At 62.1% G+C, this 16,008-nt stretch carries 17 protein-coding genes and 2 pseudogenes; 2 read left to right on the forward strand and 17 right to left on the reverse strand.

The genetic code is table 11. The annotated features are described in order from the left end of the window. Positions 1 to 107 precede the first annotated feature (107 nt). The 7 genes from NKH57_RS31400 to NKH57_RS31430 form a co-directional block, all read right to left on the reverse strand. On the reverse strand, positions 108 to 2,576 hold the full coding sequence (locus tag NKH57_RS31400) for a phage tail protein (RefSeq protein ID WP_352950103.1): 2,469 nt from the start codon (positions 2,574 to 2,576) through the stop codon (positions 108 to 110). Further along, on the reverse strand, positions 2,576 to 3,172 hold the full coding sequence (locus NKH57_RS31405) for a phage connector family protein (protein WP_352950105.1): 597 nt from the start codon (positions 3,170 to 3,172) through the stop codon (positions 2,576 to 2,578). Before NKH57_RS31405 ends, NKH57_RS31400 begins: the two co-directional genes overlap by 1 nt. Positions 3,173 to 3,488: 316 nt before the next feature. Continuing rightward, positions 3,489 to 3,788, reverse strand: coding sequence for a hypothetical protein (locus NKH57_RS31410; protein ID WP_352950107.1), 300 nt, complete (start codon positions 3,786 to 3,788; stop codon positions 3,489 to 3,491). 128 nt (positions 3,789 to 3,916) lie between these two features. Continuing rightward, complete coding sequence (locus NKH57_RS31415; RefSeq protein WP_352950109.1) at positions 3,917 to 4,264, reverse strand: hypothetical protein; 348 nt, start codon at positions 4,262 to 4,264, stop codon at positions 3,917 to 3,919. Between the two features lie 11 nt (positions 4,265 to 4,275). Next, positions 4,276 to 4,902 carry a hypothetical protein gene (locus NKH57_RS31420; RefSeq protein WP_352950111.1) on the reverse strand — a complete coding sequence of 209 codons (627 nt, stop codon included), beginning with the start codon at positions 4,900 to 4,902 and terminating at the stop codon, positions 4,276 to 4,278. 164 nt (positions 4,903 to 5,066) lie between these two features. After that, the gene (locus NKH57_RS31425) at positions 5,067 to 5,999 is read right to left on the reverse strand and encodes a hypothetical protein (RefSeq protein WP_352950113.1); all 933 of its coding nucleotides are present in this window, start codon (positions 5,997 to 5,999) and stop codon (positions 5,067 to 5,069) included. A gap of 80 nt (positions 6,000 to 6,079) precedes the next feature. Beyond that, entirely contained in the window at positions 6,080 to 6,652 is a 573-nt protein-coding gene (locus tag NKH57_RS31430) for a hypothetical protein (protein WP_352950115.1), read from the reverse strand. A gap of 257 nt (positions 6,653 to 6,909) precedes the next feature. Between NKH57_RS31430 and NKH57_RS31435 the strand changes: the two genes are divergently transcribed. Further along, complete coding sequence (locus NKH57_RS31435) at positions 6,910 to 7,224, forward strand: YMGG-like glycine zipper-containing protein (RefSeq protein ID WP_352486238.1); 315 nt, start codon at positions 6,910 to 6,912, stop codon at positions 7,222 to 7,224. Positions 7,225 to 7,348: 124 nt separating this feature from the next. On the opposite strand, the gene NKH57_RS31440 is transcribed toward NKH57_RS31435, so the two are convergent. From NKH57_RS31440 to NKH57_RS31480, 9 genes and pseudogenes are all read right to left on the reverse strand, one after another. Beyond that, positions 7,349 to 7,555 carry a hypothetical protein gene (locus tag NKH57_RS31440; RefSeq protein WP_352950117.1) on the reverse strand — a complete coding sequence of 69 codons (207 nt, stop codon included), beginning with the start codon at positions 7,553 to 7,555 and terminating at the stop codon, positions 7,349 to 7,351. Then, positions 7,552 to 7,947 carry an SMI1/KNR4 family protein gene (locus NKH57_RS31445; protein ID WP_352950119.1) on the reverse strand — a complete coding sequence of 132 codons (396 nt, stop codon included), beginning with the start codon at positions 7,945 to 7,947 and terminating at the stop codon, positions 7,552 to 7,554. The genes NKH57_RS31440 and NKH57_RS31445 overlap by 4 nt, the downstream gene beginning before the upstream one ends. Positions 7,948 to 8,116: 169 nt before the next feature. Beyond that, on the reverse strand, positions 8,117 to 8,542 hold the full coding sequence (locus NKH57_RS31450) for a hypothetical protein (RefSeq protein ID WP_352950121.1): 426 nt from the start codon (positions 8,540 to 8,542) through the stop codon (positions 8,117 to 8,119). Positions 8,543 to 8,868: 326 nt separating this feature from the next. Then, positions 8,869 to 9,342, reverse strand: a complete 474-nt coding sequence (locus tag NKH57_RS31455) for a hypothetical protein (RefSeq protein ID WP_352950123.1) — start codon at positions 9,340 to 9,342, stop codon at positions 8,869 to 8,871. Between the two features lie 2 nt (positions 9,343 to 9,344). Beyond that, a complete protein-coding gene (locus tag NKH57_RS31460; RefSeq protein WP_352950125.1) occupies positions 9,345 to 10,547 on the reverse strand; it encodes a hypothetical protein in 1,203 nt (400 codons plus the stop codon). After that, positions 10,534 to 11,877, reverse strand: coding sequence for a hypothetical protein (locus tag NKH57_RS31465; protein WP_352950127.1), 1,344 nt, complete (start codon positions 11,875 to 11,877; stop codon positions 10,534 to 10,536). Before NKH57_RS31465 ends, NKH57_RS31460 begins: the two co-directional genes overlap by 14 nt. 415 nt (positions 11,878 to 12,292) lie before the next feature. Next, positions 12,293 to 12,613 (reverse strand): Bbp19 family protein, encoded by a 321-nt coding sequence (locus NKH57_RS31470; protein ID WP_352950129.1) that lies wholly within the window; start codon positions 12,611 to 12,613, stop codon positions 12,293 to 12,295. Beyond that, positions 12,610 to 13,899 (reverse strand): portal protein, encoded by a 1,290-nt coding sequence (locus tag NKH57_RS31475; RefSeq protein ID WP_352950131.1) that lies wholly within the window; start codon positions 13,897 to 13,899, stop codon positions 12,610 to 12,612. The genes NKH57_RS31470 and NKH57_RS31475 overlap by 4 nt, the downstream gene beginning before the upstream one ends. 67 nt (positions 13,900 to 13,966) lie before the next feature. Continuing rightward, positions 13,967 to 14,389: pseudogene (locus NKH57_RS31480) on the reverse strand (portal protein); the annotation flags it as partial. Positions 14,390 to 14,483: 94 nt separating this feature from the next. Here NKH57_RS31480 and NKH57_RS31485 point away from each other — a divergent pair. Further along, positions 14,484 to 15,599 (forward strand): acyltransferase family protein, encoded by a 1,116-nt coding sequence (locus NKH57_RS31485; protein WP_352950133.1) that lies wholly within the window; start codon positions 14,484 to 14,486, stop codon positions 15,597 to 15,599. Positions 15,600 to 15,676: 77 nt separating this feature from the next. On the opposite strand, the pseudogene NKH57_RS31490 reads toward NKH57_RS31485, so the two are convergent. Beyond that, positions 15,677 to 16,008, reverse strand: a pseudogene (locus NKH57_RS31490) (acyltransferase family protein); the annotation flags it as partial.

Consider the following 16,008-nt stretch of genomic DNA (forward strand, 5'->3'; position numbering starts at 1 on the left):
AAGATGCGAAGAGCCAGATGGAACAGAGACTTCCTCTTCCAGCTCTTTACTCATATGCGATAGCCCTGCCCTCGAGGGGGGAGATCACCAGCTTCAGCGCCGGCGCTCTAAGGTTCAGCGTCAAACACCGGCGTAAATGCGCGTATGGTGCAGGGCGTCGGATTGACGTGGCGGATCCTCACCCGGCCCTGCCCTTCCCAACTGTCGTCGATCGGCACCTCGACATTGCCGGTGAACAGCGTTGCCCGCCCATCGGGTGCGGCGATCGAGGGCATGCGCACCGGCTCCCAGCGGCCGCGCATGAAGGATTGCACCTGGAGCCCCGTGGTGTCGGTTTCCAGCAGCGACAGGATCACCTTGGCCACCTTCTTGCGGCGGCCCATGATGGAGCCGTCGCGGCCGCCGACGTCGAGTTCCAGCGTGCCGGCGCCCGCCGCATAGGGGAGGCCGAGCTGCCACTTGGCGGCGGCCGAGCCATCAGGCAGCGTCACCGTGCCACCACCGCTGACGGTCAGCCCGCGATAGACCTTGCCGTCGGCCAGCACATCGACGGACCTGCCGGCGAGATGCACGGCACCGCCCACCGTGGTGACAGAGAGCCCCGTATAGGTCAGGCCGCAGTCGACCTCGAAGGCGTCTGCGATGCCGCGATATTCGAACGGTGCGGTCTTGATTTCGATGTAGCGCTTCGTCACGCCGCCGATGGTGCGCTTGACGATCAGCCATAGATCATCGTTGCCGTCCTGGCCGGGGGTGACAGTGGCGCTTTCGACGACCGCCCAATCGGAACCGTTGAAGGCGCCGCCAAGGCGATGCCGGTGCATGCCTCTGACCTCCTGGGATGGCTGATGGGTATAGCCGCCGAGTTCGCCATTCTCGAGCGGGAACCACAGCAAGGGGTCGGGGTCGGTCTGGAAGGCGAGCTCGACCACGCCTTGCTTCGGGATGTGCTCGGAGATCTGGCCGACATCGTCCGAGGCAAACCGGCTTTGCGCCGTCTGCGTCAGCTCGGCGATCGATTTGCGCGAGCGGGTGACATAGAGGAACGATTGGCCGGCATCGACCGGGCGGATGCGGGCGCAGCCGAAGGTGCGCGAGCGCCGGTTCTTGAACGAGGACGGCGTCAGCGCCTCGTCGATGCCCGAGCCCGAAAGCGCGCGGATGCCGCCGGATGTGCCGATCAAAAGCGCGCCGTCACTGTCGGCGATCCAGACGATGTCGTTGGCCTGGCCGCCGCCGGCCTGGATGAACTCGAGCGCGTCGTCGTCCTTCTCGCCGAGAGCGAAATTGTCGAAATCGCCGGTGGCCGAGGCATAGACGGAAAATTTCCGGCTGAAGGCCAGCCGCTCTTCGTAGAGCGAGCCGCTCTCGACATACTTTCCCGGGACAAACGTGCCGAGCCGCCAGCGCGTGATCGGGTTCGTGTTCGGCAAAGCGTGGCCATACAGTCTGATCTTGACGACAGTCGTGCTCGTGCGGCTGGTGATCTTGGCCCAGCGCCAGATGCCATCGGCACCGAGAAGGCGAATGGTGCGACCAACATCCGAGGATTGAAAGCCGTTGTCGTTGTTTATGCCGACGATTGACGAGGCGGTAAGGTCGAACGGCGTCTGATCGAAAGCGGCGATATGCATAGCCAATTCAGCGGAGACGCTCGCATTGGCATCGTCGCCACCGCCACCACTGAACACCAGCTGATGGTATTCAAACGCTGATTTGTTGGTGAAATCATAGAATCGGGTTTCGCCGTTTCCCCAGCCGAGTTCCCCAGTGCGCGTGTCCAGCGTCACCCAGTTGGTACCGTCGTTTGAACCTTGCAATTCCCATGCGGTGAAGAAGTCATAATTGCCGGTCGCTGTCTTCGACGTGGTGATCCAATAAGCATCGACCACGCGCCGCGCACTGTCGGCGCTGCGATATCGGATGTAGCCGTCGCCACCGCTGGCGACCTCGATATTCTGCGTCTTGTCGCGGTCGAACATCTGCCAGGCCGACGCGCCACCGCTGCCCGTGGATGCGGTGCCAGATGGAGCGGAATTGCTGGTCATCTGTGGCGTGAGATGCCCGGTATCGGCCGGCGTCAGCGTCGTGCTGGTCTTGTTAATGTTGTCATAGGGGCCGTCGAGGAACTCGAAATCCGCCAGCGCCCATTGCGTGTGCCCGCTGCGCGTCAAAACCTTCGGCGGATAATCCCGGTGGGTGATCCACATCTGGTCGGCAGACTGGACATAGGCCAGTTCGAACAGCTCCGCCTCGAGATAGGGCGAGGCGACCTCTACCGTGCCGACGCGCGCACCATAGGCGTAGACGCGGATGTAGCGGTCGCCGAATTCGAGCGCGTAGGCCTGATCAGCCGAGAAGATGAACGGGATCAGCCGCGTCCTCTTCGCCGAGATCTTCACCTCGCCGGCAAAATAGGTACCGCCGCGCTTGCGGATGCCGCCATGCGGCAGGGTGACGAAGTTCTCGCATTTCGACAGCGCCGCCCGATAGAAATCGAGCGACGCGCGTGCATGTAGGCGCGGCGAGATTTCGCCGCGGGTGAAGACGTCCTGGATCGGGTACAACGTCGTCATCAGCGCACACCCCTGGTGTCGCCGCGCTGGCCGGACCACGATGCGGTGTAGAGCCGGCCGCCGCGCTGGATGGTGTTGGCGTTAAGCGCCGCCTCCAGCGCCCGGTCATAGGCCGAGCGGGCGATGTCGATCATGCCCGACTTGTGCGTCAGCGGATGCGCGACCTTGATGGCAAGTGCCGCCACCAGCACCTCGGTGAACAGCGCATCCCAGTCGTTGGGGTCGGCGAGGTTGGCTATGTAGCGGATGGTCAGTGGCCCGGACCGATCGGAATAGATCAACCCCGCCTCCTGGCGCCACGAGATCGGCGCGCCGTCCGGTTCGCCATTCTGCGTCGGCGGCAGCGGCCGCAGGCAATCGGCCGGCAGTTCATAGACGAAATTCAGGCCGCAATCGCCGCCGGTATCCGCACCCGCCACAGTGGCGCGCAGGATGGCGAACACCCAGGCACATTTGGCCAGTTCCGCTTCCCGGGTGAGATCGAGCTGCAGGTTCAAGAGCCGCGCCGCCTTGACGTCCTGATCGAGACTGTCGATCGGCGCCTCGTCGAGCACGGCCAGCGCCATATTGGCGATATCGAGCGGGGTGATGGCCATGGGTCAGCGCCTCGTCCAAGCAGGTCGGGTCATGATTTTCTCCGGACATGAAAAAAGCCGCTGCGAAGCGGCTTGGGAATTGAATGACGACATTCAGACATCGCGCTCTACGACGCCCCCTCTGTCCTGCCGGACATCTACCCCACGGGTGGGGAGATCGGCAGTTCAGGCACTGGCGTTCTTCCTGCGACATCGAAGATTGGCAAGGGCCACAATGACAGCCGATCTCCCCACCCGTGGGGTAGATGGCCGGCAGGCCAGAGGGGGGCGCGACGGATCGCGACTTAAAAACCAGCCTGCAGCTAAATCGAGCCTGTCAGAGCAGCCACTTGCGCCAGATGGGGCTGGAAAACATTGCCAGCACCATGAGCATGCCCAATACCAGCCCAACGCCAGCCAAGAGCAGCGACCACCAGGCAAAACGATCGCCCTGATCCGCTTGCCGTTTCAAGGCGCCATATTTCGCGAAAATGGAAATGGCATTGAGCGAGGAAGGCTTGACGCGACCAGCCTTTATATCCGTATCCAACAGGTTGCCACCATACCAATGGAAGGGCAACGACAGTGAACCGACGCCCATTATAAGGGGAAATAACCAGGTGTTGAAAGTATTCATGGCAAGCGATCCGAGACTTTCAGGCTCTGTATCACCCGACAGCAAGGAAACAGTTACGTCACCCATTACAATTCGACTATTTCTGCGAGCAGCGGGAGCTTTCGCCCCCGCCCCTCGCTTCGGCCCGATCAGGCCTCGGTCGTCTTCAACGCAATAAACGTCATGTTCTTGACGCTCGACGCGGTGCGGTCCCAGTTCGCCGCCAGCGCCAGTTCCGCGTCCGTGGCGAATTCGCCGGCCGACGAGGCGTCGAGGAAGCGGGTGCCGGGCACGTGTGGGACGAAGTGCCGGCGGCCGACCATTTCCGTCACGCCGCCGCCATGGCCCTGGCGCGGCTTGCGGTCGAACTCCAGCGGGCCGCCTTCGGTGTTGACCGGCAGCTCGTTCCACAGGATAGCCTTGTCCTTGAACATGAAGGCGGTGTAGACGCCCCCGGCCTGCGGAATGTCGTCGTCGACGACGGCCCTCAGACCCATGTAATAGGGGATCAGCGGCCCGCCCTGCTCGGACGACGGCACATAGTCGATGAGGTGAGCTTCAGTGCTTTCATCTGCCTGGAGTGCATCCAGATCGTCTTGAACTTGTCCGCGCGGTCGCCCATCAGATAGGCGGCCTCGATGATGTCGGTGTCGACGATGGAAGCGCCGGTGGTGCGCACCAGGTCGCCGCCGTCATTCGCGATGTTGTCGGCGACGACGCCCTTCAGGATGCCGAGCAAGGTCAGCTTGTTGGCGCGCTGCCAGTATTCGGTCTGCCGCTTGACGATCAGCTTCTGCGGATCATCGCCCGCCAGGATCGAGGTCAGGTCCGGAACGCCCCACGCCTGGGCGCGGACATTGCGGGCAGCGACCTCGCGACGCGAGCCGATCTTTTTCATCTCGATGGAATCGGCCGGATCGTCATTGACCGGTTCGGACGGGTCGTTGCCGAGATCCTTCCAGCCGGGCATGTCGACCGAGCGGCCGCCCATGGACAGTTTCGACGAGATGGCCGGGTCGGAAAACAGGATTCCGGCCTGGTAGATTTCGAGGGACTGCACATGTTCCTCGAAAGCATATTGGGCATAGACGGACGGTACGATCGCATCCGCGATACGGGTGTAGGCATCTGCCATTTTTCTCTTCCTTCAGGTTTGGTTGGTGGAGAAGGTGTGTCGAGATTCGGGTCAGGCCGAGCCGAAAATGGTGGCTTGCGAGAACCGGAGCGGAGCGGACATTTGGGTCCGTGAGCACCGCGCAGAAGCCGTCGTTTGCAGGCCGGCTGAATATCGACACAGCTTTAGAGCGGGTTGTTGGACATCCAGAGATCGGGGTTCTCCCCGGCCTCGCGAGCCAGCCACCGGGCGCGGGCCGGGTCGCTTTTGACGAGGGCTGAAATGTCAGTCAGGTTGCGTTCGCCGGCGGCGTTGCGCTTGAACGGATTGGCTCCGCTCCGACCGGCACCGCCGTCGATCGTGTCTTCGCGGAACATCGCCTCGCCGATCGCCTGGAACGCCTTGGCGATCTGCGGATCGGTCAGCGCCCCGTCAGGCAGAAGGATGCCCTTCGCCTTGTAGGCATCGACCAGGCCGAGCTTCTTCATCGCCCGGTTGGCAACCTCCAACTTCTGGCGAAAGCCGTCGCTGTCGATCGGTCCCCAGTCCCTGACAAGGTCGTCATGGGTGGCTTCGACCGAGCGGGCGAGCGCGGTTTCCTGGCGCGCGGCCTGCTCGGCCATGTAGCCGACGAACCTGTCGTGATAGGCCTGCGCTGTCTTCGGCGAAGCACCGGCCTCGACCGCCCAGGCCTTGGATGCGTTGGCGAGCTCGTCCGAATAGGCGAAATTGTCAGGCAATCCTTCCGGCCTGATGTATTCGACCTTCTCGGATGAGGTGACCGGACGCATGGCCTCGGGCAGCCGGGCATGAAACCTGTCCCAGTCTTCCCGTGGCGCGTCCGGCGCGGGAACGCGCAGGCTCTCACCCTGCTGCCGCTCCAACTCCGCATAGGATGTGAAAACCCGGTCGAGGCTTTCAGGCTTGGTCCAGCCCTTGGTTTCAGCGAGCTTGCGGTTGCCTTCGGAAAGACCGTCAAACCAACTTTTGGCGCCAGGCGCGGCGGACCCGTTGTCTGCGCCTGCCGGTGGCCGTACCGGGTTGGCCGGAGGCCATGCCGGGTTGCCCGCCGGCAGCGCAAGCGCCGCCACGGACCCGGCGTCTGCCAGATCTGTCATGTGATGTTCCTTTGTAAGGGGTTAGAAATGGGCCGGTCGGCAAAGCTTGCTTTCTCCCCCCTCGAGGGGGAGATTGGCGCCTAGGCGTTATCCCCCCAGTTCTCCCAAAGCAGCGTGATCGTACCCGTCACCGCGATCGTCCCGTCGGCATCGATATCGGTGCCGGTGGCAAACGCCAGGTTGAGATAGAGATCGACCGGTGTCGTGGTGCCATCCAGCGTCGCGGCGGCGGCGATGTCGGCGCTCGAGGCGGTGGACAGCGCGGCACCGGCGCCGTCGAGCGTGCGGGCCGTCGAGGCCAGCACATTGACCATGGTTCCAGCCAACGTAGCGCTCGATGCCGCCGCAGAACCGAGCGACCAGGTCAGCGCCGCATTGTCGTTGATGGTCGCCGCGCGGATGCCGAGCACAGCGAACTGCAGCCGCGCTGTGCCGCCCTTGATGCGCACCTTGCCCTCGGTGAAGTCAAAGATCTTCTGGCCGGCATAAGCCAGCGCATCGGCGACCGGCACCTGCATGCCGGCGAAGGTGAAGACAGTGCGGTACGATCCGCCCTGCCCTGTGGTGACTGCTTTCAGGCCGGGCCTGGGCGGGGCAAGGCCGGCCTCGCGGGCGGCGACACGGGCAAGCGTCCGGGGAAGACCTCGGGTCATGGCATTTCTCCATTGGTGAGTGAAATTCTGGAAGCCGACCGAGCCAACTCCGGCACCGGGTCGAACCATCAAAGGGTTGAATCGTTTTGACAAGGAGCGCCGCTAGCGCCTTGTTCGAAAGACGTGTTTTCGGTCGTAGGTCTATCAACGCCCGAGAAACCATGTCTTATATCGTGAGGCCCCGTGCCCCCGTTCCGCCGCAATGCGACCGCACGGGACGAGCGATAGGGATTTCAGGCATTCAAGGGAGACCTCACATGAACTTTCACAAAGCCATCGCCGCCGTGCTGATGACTGCGGCACTGGCGGGCTGCGCGCAGACCGAGGGCCAGCAGCGGGCCGGAACCGGCGCGCTGATCGGTGGCGCCGGCGGCGCCCTCGTCGGCCAGGCCATCGGCGGCAACACCAAGAGCACGGTCATCGGCGCGGCCAGCGGCGCCCTGCTCGGCGCCGTCGTCGGCTCAGCCACCACCCCGCAGCGCCGCGGCGAGCAGCTCTGCCGCTACCAGGACCGCTACGGCCGCATCTACACCGCACCTTGCGACGACCGGTACTACAACGGCGATTATTGATCGTTAGCCCCTTCTCCCCGTTCACGGGGAGAAGGTCCCGGCAGGGGGTTGAGGGGCAGCGCGAAGTATCGACATGCTGGCGCCGTCGCTCGGCCAACAGGCAAGGTAGCTTCACCGCTACCGCCTACCCCTCCGCCCGTGCAGCCTTTTCCAGTGCCGCCTTACGCTGAATTTCGATAGTTCGATTCCAGAAGCGCACCGCTTCAAAATGCTCTTGTCTGGTCAACCAGATCTTATTCTCCAAACTGACTGGATCGCCGCCAACCGCAATCGGTTTGACCTCGAACAGTTCCATGCCCTTGGAGCGCGAATTTGTATCTTGGACGCTCATTTCCAGTCCTCCAGCCTAGCAAATAGATCGGCGAGGTCTCGCGCTATCGTCTCGGCGGATTGCCGTTCCATAAATATAAACGGGATGCGCACGATTGGCATTTCCACGTCGTCGGTGTCGAAGCCATAGGCTTCCCCCCCTCCGTTCGATGCGAACAAGAGGATGCCTGGCGCATATTTTTCAACCTGATATTCTCGATTGAAGTTAGCCAATTCTTCGGCTTTGAAAAAAATTATGTAGCTGTCGTGGACGAAACCTTCGCCTCCATTATGTTTTTTGAGGAAGTCAGTGTAATCTTTGGGCAGCGCGACTCCCAGGCGTGCGGACAGACCATCGACGACTGCAGGTTCAGCCGGTGCGTCGAACTGCCCCTCAGTTAAACTATATTCCACCGCTATCCTCCTAGGTCTTTCAGCAACTGATTCCACCACGGCGTAGCCTGTTGTCGATGAACTTCGCGAGGCAGAACGATCTTGTTGGAGGTGTCGATCGGACTACCGCCAAATTTCACTGGAGAGGCGGTCAGCGTTGCGCCGCCGCGACAACACAGGCGCGATCCCGTTACTGTTCGTAGGGTTCGACCACTGCAAACGGTATTCCCAATGATTCCAGCAAATCAAGAATGCGTTTCGAGATGACGAGGCGATAGTTTGCTGCGATCCCGAAGTCGTCGCGGCCAGCCTTGCCATTCACTTTCAACCAGACAAAAGGTGGAAGTTCCTGCCCAGGTTGATATTCATGAAACTCTTCGGATGTCGTCACTTCGGCTTCAGCGAACGTCGCACCTGAAAAGCCTATCTGCTGCAATGCGCGCTGGGTTTCTTCGGTGACGAGGTAACACGGGAACGTCGTAACGAGCACATCACCGGTCCATCCCTCTACCACGTAGTGGAGCTTGGTCACAATCGGAGGATGGATACTGGGGTCCAAAACGGTGTTTCTGCCAAGCCCACCAGCCACATCAGGTCTTATATTGAAATACTGCATTATCCACCTATCGGAGGGTTGAACAGATGTCCGTATTTTTTGTCGATATACTCAACATAGTCCAGCACCTGCTGACGAGTGAATTACGGTGACAGCCACTCTTTTCCATGTGGCAGTCCGGAGCTTCACTCCATCACGTTGGTGCAATCTCTAAGAGTGCACGTCACCGCAATTCCAGAGCAGTTCGAGGTATCGTCTGCCACTCGCATGTTGGGATTGCTCCACGACAGCGAGGCTTGACCGGAGATAGAATTCGCGATGCCGCTGCTAGGAGACAGCAGCAGTACGGCGTCAACCGTAATTCCAGCTTGCCGCGATCGTCCGAATTACCCTTTAAGCTCTGGCAAAATCTTCTCATCAAGGAATTTGAGGCGGCTGGCCAGCATTTCGGCGTTGGCGGGATTTGCGTCGACATCGACCGGTATCAATTCCGCCACTGACTTTCCCTGGCGCGCGGCGTCGACCCAGAGTTCAAGAGCACCGATATACCCATCCAGCGCCTCAAATGGGGTCTTTCCGTCGTCGGCGGGCAGGTACGTCGGCGGTACATCCCCGACGATCACCCATGTCCATGGGTTCACATCCGCTCGGCTGGTCTCTATCTCGAAGAGGAAAATATAGATTATCCCTTCCGCGCCGTAACCAAGATATTCTCCCTTGATGGCCGATACCCATGTGTAGAATTCGAGATATTGGCGAGCCTCGATCCGGGCGGAATCAAGTTCGTCGTCGCCGGTGCTGACATCGGCCGGAGGCAGACGTATGACGCTGCTTAAGTCGGGTTTGGCATTGTTCTCCATGACTAACTCCCTTGCCATCTTTGTACAGCCCAACGTCTGTGGTCTCCGGCATCCCGATGCCGTTTTACATGGTCGGCCCCGGCGCGAGGTCGAATGTTTGATACGTGATCTGGCCCACCATCAGCCAGCGGAATCTCATGGGACACATCCATATTTCGGCCTGTGGCTGGATCCTTCGGCCAAGGCTGGCCATGCTTCAGTTCCCATTGCTTACGCAGAGCCTTATTGGTGGTGTATCGCCCTGGATGAATCCAGCCAAAAGCACCTGTTTCGACACTCTCGGTGGCCAAACCCACAGCGCTGCCGGAATTGCCGGCATTGGCCCCTCCTATCTGTGTATCGCCAGTGTCGACGGAAATCTGGGGGACCGCCGCTTCTGAGCTGGCAACGGGTGCCTCATCGATGGAACGCGCGGCGAGCCTTGCCACCACCCGCCGGCCAATCGCACCAAGTCCCTCGGCAAGAGCATTGCCGCCTGCCCCTAAGAGTGCGCCGGTGCCCATCTCGCGCACGATGTCCCTGCCGTTGAGCGCCGCATCGACACCACCGAACACCGCGCCGTCGGCAGCCATGCCAGCGCTTCGCGCAAAAAGACTTGGCAGCCCCTCCAGGGCTTCAACGCCGAGCTTTCCCGTGAAGGTAAGGCCCGCACTTTGAAAGCCATGACCGGTGGCGAAAGCGCCGAGCAGCTTCGCGGCTGTGGCAGCGGACCCGGCACGATCCTCCGCGTCCTCGCTTTCGGCCTGCTCGGCTGCGAGCAACTCGTTGTAGCTCTTGTCGGAGAAGAGCCAATTTATCCCGGCGGCTAATTTGTCGGCCTGATCGAATGTGGCGCCGTTGGCTGCGAGCCTGGCATCGTCGTTCAAGGCGACAAACGGCTTTTGCCACCACGACCCCGCGTTGAACCGCACGCGTGCCGGATGCTGCGCCATCTCTGTCAAATCAGCCTGGAGGGCTTTTCCCTGGGCTTCCAGTTCCGCCGGCGTGATCTTCGGATTGTTTGCCGCGTTTTGGCGCAGGCGAGCCAACGCGGACTGGAAAACCTGTCCGGCGAATGCGAAGCGCGCATCCGGGTCGCGCACTGCCTTAAGAAGCTCACTCAGCTCGATGATGCGCTGCTGCAACGGCACGCTCTCATCGACGTATCTTGCGCCGAGGCTGTCCGAGAGCACCTGCGGAACCGCCAAGACTTTAGTGAAACCCATCTGTTGTTGGGCAGCTCTGGCCCATGTGATGGCAGCCTGGAAATCCTGGGGCGCAGAGACCTTGCTCCAGTCCGGAGCCTTGCCGGGAAACAGCTGGGGTGACGTAAGCGACGGGGTCGGCGTCGCGGGCGCCCATGATTAGCTGGGCGGCGCCGACCCTTATTGCGTACCGTTCGTTTTCTTCCGGTGAGCCGTCGGGTGCAGGTTCGAAATCCCGAAGCTCGGCATGTATCTCCCGGTTCGATACCCGATGCATGTCGAAGAAAGACTTGGCGACGCCGGCCGTTGTCCTGAACTGGTCGAAATGCTTCGGGCCAGCCTCGGCTCCGTAGATGTTGACGAAATCCTGTGCGGTCGGCTCTTCCTCCGGATATTTTCCCGTGGCAGCGATGACAGCCGGTGCATTTTGCTCCACGAGTTGCACCTTGGCGCGGGCATCGACCAGTTGCGCTGCAGTCGCCGTGTTGGCCTGACCTTTTAGTGCAGCAAGATCGTCGGGCTTCAGGTAGCTGATCGCGGCGAGAGGGATAGCTGACTTGTCACCCTTCGCGGCCGCCGAACTTGAGCTACCCAAGGCAGTAGAGCCACCAACCTCGGCGGTATCGTCCTTGGTCCGGCTTCCAGCCGGCGCCGCGCCCAGCATCTCGGCGGCCCGCTTCGGATCCTGGGCGATCATCGCCTGGACCAGCGCCTTGGCCGTGTTGGTGCGCCAGGCGACTTCCGCCGCTTGCCTGGCGAGCGGGTTGCCGATCTTGGCGATCAGGTCGAACCCGCTCTGCCGGATCGCCTCGAAGTTTGCGGTGTCGCTCGGGTCGCTTTTTGCGATTGAACTGGTGGAGATGTTGTCGACCTTGGTCCACTCGGCCAACTCATAGTCGTCGCGCCGCTGAAGCGGCCGCTGTGCCACGCGCAGCGAGCCAGCCGCACGCATCGCCTCCTTCTGTCTGGCGAAATTGGCGCGCTGGCTTTCGGGTACGTTCGGCAAGGCATCGTCGAACAGCGTGTCGAACAGGCCTGTTGTGACCACTCGGCCGGTGCGCGGATCGATCCGGCCGTACATCGCGTCATGCAGGCCGGTGCCATCGGCAGGCGCGTTCGCCGCCACCTCGTCTTCGGCCTGCGCGATCCGGCCGTTGAACCGGCGGCGCGCCAGCTCCGCGTCGAATGCCTCCTGCTGGTCTTTCATCTGCTGGTAGCGCGCGGCGATGGCCGAGAACTCGTCGCCAAGACCCTGCATGGCGCCGCCGATCGGCGACGCTTGCGGATATTGCACCGCATTGCCGGTATCGAGCCGGCGCTGGGCAATGGAGAGGGGGATGATGCTGACCATCGGCTGTTTCCTGCCCAACTGGCTTTGAACAAAAGGACGCGCGGCGCTGGCGATCACGGCAACGGCCGGGTCGCACGCTGGCTGTCCGCGTTCGCGGGTTTTGTCGGATCGACTTTTCTGGAAAATCCTGGAGCAGCGGTGCTACCTGGGTGGGCAGCGCTACCACGCCGCGCAGCCGCGGCGACCGCTCCCTCGGGCGCGCCCGATTAATTGGAATGTCGGCGGGACAGCGCCCCCTCTGTCCTGCCGGACATCTCCTCCACAAGGGGGGAGGTTGGCAGCTTCGCTGGAGGCACTTTTTCTTACAGCGTTAGAGGTTAGCGAAAGCGGTCGTGACAGCCGATCTCCCCCCTTGTGGGGGAGATGTCCGGCAGGACAAAGGGGGGCGCCGTAGGGCACCAGCGTCGGAGAACAGCTACTCCTCCGCCCTTGCCGCCTTCTCCAGCGCCACAAGCTGCGTCTCGTCCAGCGTCAGAAATCCCATGATGTGCTGCACCACCTCGGCCCGCGCATTGCTGAGCGCGCTGTGCAGCTCGAACCCGTTCGGCGTCCTGGTGCGCGCCATCCACTCGCCATAGGACGGCCGCCGGTAATAGCCGGTCGTCGCCGCCAGGTCGGCGAGCACCATCTCGCCATCCTCGCCGGAGAACACCCGGAGATAAGCCTTGGCCAGCGCGTCCCGGGCCCTGGCAGGACTGCCTGCCTGGCCGGCATGGGCGAAGCGTTTCCGGCTCATGCGCCGCTACCCGCCGGGTCGACGGGCTGCCCGTTTTGACCACTTTGCGCATCTTGGGCGCCGCCCAGCATGTCTTGCAACCCGTCGAGCAAGCCGCTGTCGCGCGCCTGCACCGCCGCCGGCACTGCATCCTTGGCGGCCTTGCCGGCGGTGGCGATCGCCGCCATGCCGGCTTGCGCCTGGCTTGCCTTGGCGCGGGCATCGCGCAAACCCTCAACCTCTTCCTTGCGGCGTAAGATGCGCTGCGGGCTGCGGCCGGCGCTCTGCACGATCTTGATCGCCTCGTCGCTGTCGATATTGTCCATCACACCGGGGTCGAACTGCGCCATCTGCATGGCGGTCGTCACCACCTGGATGGTGTCGCGCGCCTCGGCCGAGCGGCGCAGCACGTCGAGCGGGCCGGTGAAGGTCGGACGCAGCGCCTTGCCGGCAAGACTGTCCGGCGGCAGGAAGCGGCTGTCCTCGTCATACAACCCCTTGTCCTCCAGAATGCCGAGCTCGCGGTCGAGATTGCTGGCGAAACCGGCCTGGATGATCGAGCCGGACGGCCCGAGCAGCGCGCCCTTCTCTTCCTGGCGGATCAGCGCTTCGGTCGCCGTCATCTGCGGGTTCTGCACCAGCGTCTGGAACAGGTTGACGAACATCATGTCGCGGATCTCGTCGGCGCGGCTCTGCGCGTAGTTGAAGGCATAGGTCGGGTTCTGCCCGGTCGAGATCGGCGCGATGAGCGGCCTGCCATTGTCGTCGATCAGGCCCGGATAATTCTCGCCTGGATTGAGCACCGGCACATAGTCGAGCCTGGCTTTCGAGGCGGTGGCCGGATCGGTGATCTGCTGCAACGCGCGCAGGCCGGAGCGGCGCACGGCGTTTTCCTCGCGCACGGTCGTCAGCGCTTCTATAGTGGGCGAGATGCCATAGGGGTCGCCCTCGTAGCGGCGCCAGTTGAAGGTCGACACCGGAAAGGTGCGGAAGCCGCTTTCCCGCACGATTTCCTCCTCGTCCTCGATGACGTGGTAGGAGGCGAAGGCCGTGTCGAGATATTGGTACTGGCCGCCCAGCCGATACATCTTGCGCTCGTCACGCGGCTGGATGCACTGGATCAGCGAGATCTTCGTCTCGCATTTGGCCGGATCGTCGACCAGCACTTTGATCCGCGCCGGCAGCTTTTCGTAGCCGAGCAGCTGTGCCGCCTGCCGCGCCGTGCGCTCGTAGCGACGATGGAAAATATCGACCTGGCCCCAGCGGTTGCGGCTGAGATAGCCTTCGACCACCGGGATCGAGGGCATAGCGGATCAGCGTCGCGCCAAACCCCTCCTCGGCATAGAGATAGGCCGGACCGTAGCGCACGACATTGCGCAGGCAGGCCTGCGTCGCCGGCACGAAATTCGAATTGGCGGAGTAGCGCAGCGCGAACAGGAAATCGCGCAAACCTTCCGCCCATTCCTTCTCCTCGTCGGTCTCCTCGTCATTCATGGCGGCGGTCGACAGCCCATGCCATTTTTCCGACTGCGGAATGATCAGGCTTTCCAGCCCCGCGGCCAGCCGGTTGGCGGCCGAGTTGATGGTGTTGGCATAGACGCGCGCACCGCGCCGCTCCTGCCGCTCGGCCTGCGAGTCCGGGCTGCGGCGGCCGCTCCAGATATCGGGCGCATCGGGGTCGCAAAACTCCGCCACCTGCTCCCACACCGCCTCATACTGGCTGCGCTCGCTCTCGAGCTCGGACTGGCGGGAAAGGATATCGCGGGCGCGGCTGATCGAGCCTTCTGCAATGGCCATGTGTGGCTCCTGGATGTGGGTTGAGTGTGCGTCGCAAAACGTTCTTGTGCGTTGCAGCAATCCGTGCGTAGATGGACGAAATAACGGATACGGGATGACCAAAACGCCAGAACCAAGGGCGGAAACGGCCCACTTCGACGCTTTGCATGGCCTCCGGGGTATCGCTGCTGTTTTGGTGATGCTAGGCCACTTCACCGAATTCACGGGCCGGCGATATGATCTGGCGCCGTCCGGGTTCCTCGCCGTCGACCTGTTTTTCCTGTTGAGCGGCTTCGTGATCGCCCACGCCTACGACGACAAGTTCCGAAAAGGCATGTCATTTTGGGAGTTCGCGGAGATCCGTCTTCTCAGGCTCTACCCGCTATATTTTGCCGCGGTCGGCCTGGCCGTGATCGGCGTGGGTGCAATCGTCGCAACGCATGGGCTCAGTTCGTATTCGCGGCTGGATTTGCTCGCAAGTCTTGGGTTTTCCGTTCTTTTTTTACCCACGCCGCCGTCGCTCTCGACATTTCCCGACGTGCTTTTCCCGCTGAATGGCCCAGCGTGGTCGCTATTTTATGAACTCGTCGCCAACGCCGTTTTTGCCGCGCTGGCCGTAAGGCTGGCTGCTCGGTCACTTGCGCTCATTGTCGGTGCTGCCTTCCTGGCCTTGGTGCTTCTGGCTTGGCAGGGTTTCGTCCTTGGGGGCGGCGCCCATTGGGACGACACGATCGCGGCTCCCGCCCGGATCGCGTTCTCGTTCTTTCTCGGGGTCTTTCTCAACCGATATGCGACCGGAAAGAGTCGGGATGGCAATCTCTATATGCCGTTTCTCCTGATGCTATGCGGCGTGCTCATGATCTTCAGACCCGTCGAACATGTGCAACTATACAGTCTGGCGATCATAGCCCTGGTCTGGCCCTGGCTCGTTCTCGTGGCCTCCCGTTTGCGGCTATCCGGGTTTTGGCGCTGGATTGCGCTCTTCTCCGGCAATATCTCGTACGCCCTCTATGTTCTTCACACACCGCTCATCCGCCTTTCGAACGCCGTGGTCGAATCTGTGACCGGGGCCTCGTGGAACGAGCACGGCTTGCCGTTCATTCTGGGAACATCCGTCGTCATCATCGCGATCTCGGCATTCGCGCATTATGTCTACGACAAGAACATCCGGACATTGCTGCGGCAGTGGCTTTCACTTTGGCGCGCACGAGAGGGCGTGACACAGTTCTAGCTGGATTTGGTTCGCCGCCGGTTGTGTCATGGCAGCGTGCCGATTTGGCCGACGCTATTGCGATCGGCAGCGCAGGATCACGCGCTGCGCTTGACGCTCTCCAGCGCCGGCGCGCCGCCTTTGCGGCCAAAGCGCCGAACGACGAAGCGGCCCGCCTTCTGGCCGGGAACCTCGATCAGATTGTAGGTGACCCACGACAGCAGGGTCACCGTCGGCAGGACGACGGCAACGACGATCGCGAAACGCAGCGGCGCCGCCAGCCCGTGGCCGTATTGGCTGATGACGAATGCCGCGACAGGCTGCAACACCAGCAGGTGGATCAGATAGATGCTGAAGGAAAGCTCGCCCATGAGATGAAAGAACCGGTTGCTGAGCGTCATGGCTATCGCCCTCGCCAGCGTTCCCGCCG

Source organism: Mesorhizobium sp. M1050, assembly GCF_040318715.1.
Lineage (GTDB): Bacteria > Pseudomonadota > Alphaproteobacteria > Rhizobiales > Rhizobiaceae > Mesorhizobium.